We start from the raw sequence: 6055 nt of genomic DNA on the forward strand, positions 1-6055 counted from the left end.
TGGCCCTCGGCCTTGAGGATCGCTGCGGTCCGGTTGCCCTCGGCGCGCAGGACGGCGGCCTGCTTGTCACCCTCGGCGGTGAGGATCTGAGACTGGCGTTGGCCTTCGGCGCCCAGGATTGCCGCACGCTTGTCGCGCTCGGCCCGCATCTGCTTCTCCATCGCGTCCTTGATGGATTGCGGCGGGTCGATCGCCTTGATCTCTACCCGGTTGACCCGCAGCCCCCACTTGCCGGTGGCCTCGTCCAGCACACCTCTGAGTTGGCTGTTGATGGTGTCGCGTGAGGTGAGTGTGCGCTCTAAGTCCATGGACCCGACGACATTGCGCAGTGTGGTCACCGTGAGCTGTTCGACGCCTTGCAGGAAGTCGGCGATCTCATAGGCGGCTGCGCGCGCATCGGTCACCTGGAAATAGAGCACGGTATCGATCTCGACGACCAAGTTGTCCTCGGTGATCACCGGTTGCGGTCGGAACGAGATTACCTGTTCCCGCAGGTCAATCATCGGATAGACCCGGTCGAGGTAGGGGATGACGAAGTTGAGTCCGGGTTGCAACGTGCGGTCGTAGCGGCCGAGCCGTTCGACGTTGCGGGCACGCGCCTGGGGCACTATGCGCACCGCCCGCAGCACGGTGAAGGCCACGAACAGCGCGATGACCAGGCCGGGGATGAGAGAGAGTGCGGTTTCCATGGGTTACTCCCGGGGATACACGAGCGCGGTGGTGCCGCTGATCTCCAGCACGTCGACGGTCGCTCCGGCGGGTATCACCAGGGTTTGGTCGTAGGCGCGCGCCGTCCACTCCTCACCACGCATACCGCCGATGCGAACCCTGCCATCCAGTCGGGACACCTCTGACACGACATAGGCGGGCTTACCGATTAAAGCTTCTACGCCGAAACGGTCAACCTGGGGACGGAGCATGTGCCGACGGACGACGGGTCGGATGAGCAGCACCCCGATCATGGCGGTGACTGTGAACGCAAGGAGTTGGATAGCAACCGGTAGTCCGAGTGCGGCGAAGCCCGCGGTGATCAGTGCAGCGACACCGAGCATCCCGACCGCTGCGGTGATAGTGAGCATCTCGACCACCAGCAGCACTACGGCGATGATCAACCAGATCAGCCATGCATCCATGCGGCGATCCTCCTTGAACATTCGACGGATGCGCGGTGCGTGATGACTGCTACTTCCTCCATCGTGTGGGGTAGGTCACACCCTTACATTATGTCCCTCAAGCCACGCCGGCGCCGCAGTGGATTTTCGGCCAAGTGCCGATTCGATTCCCGGCAGCTCCACTGAGATACGTAATTGAGCGGCTGTTACCGGGTCGCTGCGATTCCTTCGTCGCTCCCGGTCGGGTCGGAGGCCGCGGTTTCGACTAGCGACCAGTAGTTTCTTTCACGCTCGGTTAGCTCGTTTGACGTGATAGCACCGAAGGCGGCGGCGTCGCGCTCGAATCGGTCCGGCGCATCGGGCAGCGCGTCCGGGCCCTCGAGTCGAAAACAGCTCGGTGCGAGCGGACCGAACAGCAGGGCGCGGCGCAGGTGCGGCCAGTTTTCCAGCTGCGGCTCGACCCCGGCGGCTCGAGCGAACGTGAGAGCTACCAGGTTCATCCGTGTTTTCTGGGACGTCCCTCGCTGCGAGCGGTAAGCATTGATCGACAGCCGCTGGTCGGTTTCAGAAGGCGGCGCGATCGTACCGCCCCACGTGTATGCGATCCACCTGGCCTGAAGTTCTAGCGGCACAAAGTATCCGCCCGACTGGTCCCACATGCCCATGAAGGCCAGCCCGGGGAGGTCAGGGTGGAACGTGTAGCGGTCGGCGTCTAGGTGTACTGCGTCGAGATTGACTACGTCCCGGATGTTTTCACTCAGAAACGGTAGGCACAGATCGAACCCAGTGCCGAGCACAATCCCGTCGAACTCCTCGGCATGCCCGTCGGCGAACGTCACGGTCGCATCCGCGATGGATTTCATCCAGGGGCACACGGTAATTCGTCCCTCGGCCACGAGCGGTAGGTACTGCTGGTTGAGGGTGATCCCGGCGGCGAAAAGCGACGGGTCGGGCGCGGGTGCGCCGTACTGCTCCGGACTTCCTCCAGCCTCGACCACGATCTCCTTCAGCTGCCGGTCGATCTCGGCTGCGGGGAGAGTCTCGCTCGCGAGGGTTCCGTATCGCGTGAAGATCCGGTGATCGGACGGGACGCCGCCGGCGAACTTCGGTAGGACGTACCTTTGTCGGCGCTGGGTTACTACGACGCGTGCTGCGCCGAGCTGGGCGAGTTCGGCGGCGATCTCGAGGGCGCTGATTGCGCAGCCTGCCACCAGAACCCGCTTGCCCCGATATGGATGGGGCCCTCTGTAGTGGTAGGTGGAGATCGCTCCGGCCGAGCCTGCGAACGTGTCCAGCCCCGGCACAGGGGGAACGGCGGGGGCATGGAATCTGCCACTCGCCACGACCACTCGTTCGAAGCTTTCCTCTGGACCCGCGTGACCGATGAGCCATCCGGCATCGTCTCGCCGAAGGAGTTCCACACGATTGCCGAACCGGATGCGCGACGTGAGGCCGAACATGTCGGCATAGCGATGCAAGTAGTTCAGGATCTCGCGGTTTGATGGGTAGACAAGGTCGCTCGTGTTCTCCAGATCGCTGAAGGCAGTCATGATGCGACTGGTGTTAGTGTGCATGGCCGGCCAAACGCCGCTCCGGCCAACGAGTCCCGTCCACTGGCCGCCCAGCTTCGGTCCCTGCTCGAAGATCGTCGGTTCGAATCCTTGCGAGAGCAGCCAGCGCGCCGCGATCAGCCCGCCGGGTCCAGCCCCGATCACGGCGACACTTCTCGTCATCGGGGAACTGTCGCATGGCTGGGATCCAGGCGCGATCTCATTGATGGTCAGAGCCGCAAGCTAACTGCTTGGGCCAATGACGAAGCACCGCCCAGCGCTAGTCGTCAGCAAGACCTCCTGCACTGCTGATTTGTCGATGCCGGGGAACTGAATCTGATCATTCAATTGGCCCGGATCGATTGCGGCGATCTGGGACGCCGTGGCGCCGTCCTTTAGATGAACGTCGGCGGTCACCTGCTCGCCGTTAATAGCATCGGACGATTCGCGGAAGTAGTAGACATCAATCCCAGAGCGTGACGTGTCGGCAGCCCAACCATCACGGTAGTAGCAGGCTGGGTTGCCCTCAGCGTCGGCAGGTGGCGGAGGGCAGATCGATAAGCCGACGCAGGGGAGGGTGGCACTGGGAGCGGCAGGGGCGTTCGGAGCCGCTGTGGCGTTAGGGGCGACAGGCCCGGTGACCGTTGGCGGCCGCCTCGTTGAGCTTGGTGCGGTGGCTTGCGGTCGCGATGGTTCGGACGATGAACAAGCGGCCAGACAGAAGCAGCCCACTGTCGCGATGATTACCCGCGCTATCACATTTGCTACCCGGATCGTTTCGCGTGCGACGGATTTGCCGCGGCCGCGCCGCGTTCGTGCAGTTGGCGGAGCGTCCGGCGCGTCTTCGCGTGGCCTGGGCGGCGTAAGGTTCGACCATGAACGTCGCGGGCAGGGTGCCGGACATTCACTATGCCAAGAGCGGCGGCCTGAACATCGCGTTCTCGGTGACCGGAGAAGGGCCCGATCTCGTCGTCGCGCCCGGCTTCATCTCTCACCTCGACATCATGTGGGAGGAACCGTCGGTCGTCCACTTCTACTCGCGGCTCGCGTCGTTCCGTCGGGTTGTCACCTTTGACAAGCGGGGCACTGGCCTCTCGGATCCGGTGATGCACGCGCCGACGTTGGAAGAGTCCGTCGATGACCTGCGCGCGGTCATGGACGCGGCCGGATGTGAACGCGCCGACCTCGTGGGCGTTTCGGAGGGTGGCACGATGGCGATGCTGATGACGGCCAGCCATCCCGAACGCGTGAATGCGCTTGTCCTGTACGGCACGTTCTCCCGCCTGCTCCGAGCGCCCGACTACCCGCTCGGCGTCACCGAGGAGCAGCTGTCGGAGTTGGTCGAGGTCAGTGCCAAAGGCTGGGGTGAGGGCGTCGGACTGGGTGCATGGGCTCCGAGCCGGCGGGGCGACGCCGATTTCCGGCGGTGGTGGGCGCGGCTACAGCGTGTGGCCGCCAGCCCGGGCATGGTCCGCAACATCTTCGCGCTCTATCCGCAGCTGGACATCCGCGACGTGCTGCCCGCGATCCAGGTGCCGACGCTCGTGCTCCACCGGCGGACCGACCGGATGGTGTGGCTCGAGATGGGTCGCTACCTCGCCGACCACATCCCCGGAGCCAAGTTCGTGGAAGTCGACGGCGACGACCACCTTTTCTTTACGGGCGACGCCGACACCGTGCTGGACGAGATCGAGGAGTTCCTTACCGGCGTCCGGCCGCTGCCTGCGGTCGAGCGCGTCCTGGCCACGCTGCTGTTTACCGACATCGTCGACTCCACGAAACGCGCGGTCGAGCTGGGCGACGAGCGATGGAAGGAACTGCTCGGCAGGCACGATGCCCAGGTCCGGCGCCAGCTTGAGCGCTTCCACGGCCGTGAGGTCAACACCACGGGCGACGGCTTCCTCGCCCGGTTCGACGGACCGGCCCGCGCGATCCGGTGTGCCATGGCGATCCGCGACGTCCTGCGGAGTCTGGGTCTCGAGGTGCGGGCGGGCGTACACACGGGCGAGGTCGAGCTGCGCGACAACGACATCAGCGGCATCGCCGTCCACATCGCCGCGCGTGTGGCGGCAGCGGCCGGAGCGGGCGAGGTGCTCGTCTCACGCATCGTCGTCGACCTGGTCGCCGGGTCGGGCCTCAGCTTTGCCGCTCGCGGCGAGCACGCCCTCAAGGGTGTGGCGGGCGAGTGGGGGCTGTTCGGCGTCGAGGATTGACGCGGTCGGGCTATGTGGTGATGCCCTCAACCCGTCCCTCTGCCCACGGCGGGGGAAGAATTCCATCCAGGACAACGGTGCTGCGCTTGACGCGGGCTGCTTCGCTCGTCCTCAATGGTCCGCCGAGCACACCTGTTGGGCCCGCCAACGCGAAGTACCAGTGCTCCTCCGCGCGCCCGTCTGCGGTGCATTGCAGTGCGCTGGCCAGGGCCTCATGGTCGGAGGCCAGCCAGCGAGTGCTGTGTTGGCGGTCGAATTCGGCCCATGAGGGGACAGTGAATTCCTCGATGACAAGCTCGGGGTCCTCGCCGCTGCGGTACAACCGCCAGCGGTATCCGCCGGTACGTGAGCGCGACCTGCCGACTTTGAGCATCGCCGCGGTGAACTGGTGGATTCGGTCGTCGGTGACGTGATAGGAGGTCGAAATCAGGACGGGCCCGTCGTTGGGATCGGGCTGGAAAACCAGTGTCGGCGTGGGCCATGCGGTCGAAGTCGTCAGGTCCAGCGTTCCGGTTTCGGGGCGCAGCGGAAGCACGGCCACGCTGGCCGCCGTCAGCAAAAGTAGGGCCGCCGCTGCCAAGAGCGAATACGCAAGACCGAAGTGGGCGGCGAGCAGACCCCACAGATAAGACCCGAGTGCTTGGGAGCCGCTGAAGACCAGCAGATACACCGCCATGCCGCGGGCCCGAACCCATTGTGGCAGCGACAGCTGGACGGCGGCGTTGAGTGTGGTCAGGGTGGCGATCCACGCCATGCCGCACACCAGCAGCAGCGGGATCGCCGGGCCGAACGGGCCGATCGCTATCGCGAGTAGGCCCGATGCATAGGCGGCGGCCGAGCCTGCCAGCACGGCATTGGATGCGAATAATCTGCGGAGGTGCGCGATGAGGGCCACCCCGATGACCGCGCCGACGCCAAGGGTGGCGAGCACCAGGCCGTAACCGCAGGAGTTCATCTGCCAGTGCTGCGCGGCCGTGACGGGCAATAGTGCCCACAATGCTGAGGCGGGAAACGCGAACAGCGCCGACCGCAGGAGGATCCGGCGGGTGACCGGTCCGTGACGGACCCACCGCAGTGCGGCCAGGATCGAGAGCCCGATGCTTTCGCGCTCACTCGGCGCGCAACCAGGTCGCTTCCAGGACCGCAACGCGACGATGATCGCGGCGAAGGACACCGCGTT

General features: G+C 65.2%; 5 protein-coding genes. 1 reads left to right on the plus strand and 4 read right to left on the minus strand.

Features of this window, described 5'->3' with window-relative positions; genetic code table 11:
* From VGH54_RS01945 to VGH54_RS01955, 3 genes are all read right to left on the minus strand, one after another.
* The coding region (locus VGH54_RS01945) for an SPFH domain-containing protein (RefSeq protein WP_331510248.1) at positions 1-689 on the minus strand (689 nt) is incomplete at its 3' end.
* Positions 690-692: 3 nt separating this feature from the next.
* A complete protein-coding gene (locus tag VGH54_RS01950) occupies positions 693-1133 on the minus strand; it encodes an NfeD family protein (RefSeq protein WP_331510249.1) in 441 nt (146 codons plus the stop codon).
* Positions 1134-1318: 185 nt separating this feature from the next.
* Positions 1319-2845 carry a flavin-containing monooxygenase gene (locus VGH54_RS01955; protein ID WP_331510250.1) on the minus strand — a complete coding sequence of 509 codons (1527 nt, stop codon included), beginning with the start codon at positions 2843-2845 and terminating at the stop codon, positions 1319-1321.
* Positions 2846-3537: 692 nt separating this feature from the next.
* Here VGH54_RS01955 and VGH54_RS01960 point away from each other — a divergent pair.
* Positions 3538-4875, plus strand: a complete 1338-nt coding sequence (locus VGH54_RS01960) for an adenylate/guanylate cyclase domain-containing protein (RefSeq protein ID WP_331510251.1) — start codon at positions 3538-3540, stop codon at positions 4873-4875.
* A 10-nt stretch (positions 4876-4885) separates the two neighbouring features.
* Here VGH54_RS01960 and VGH54_RS01965 read toward each other — a convergent pair.
* Positions 4886-6055 (minus strand): MFS transporter (locus tag VGH54_RS01965; protein ID WP_331510252.1); only part of this gene is annotated, 1170 nt, incomplete at its 5' end.

The organism is Mycobacterium sp., from assembly GCF_036488105.1.
Taxonomy (GTDB): Bacteria; Actinomycetota; Actinomycetes; order Mycobacteriales; family Mycobacteriaceae; genus Mycobacterium.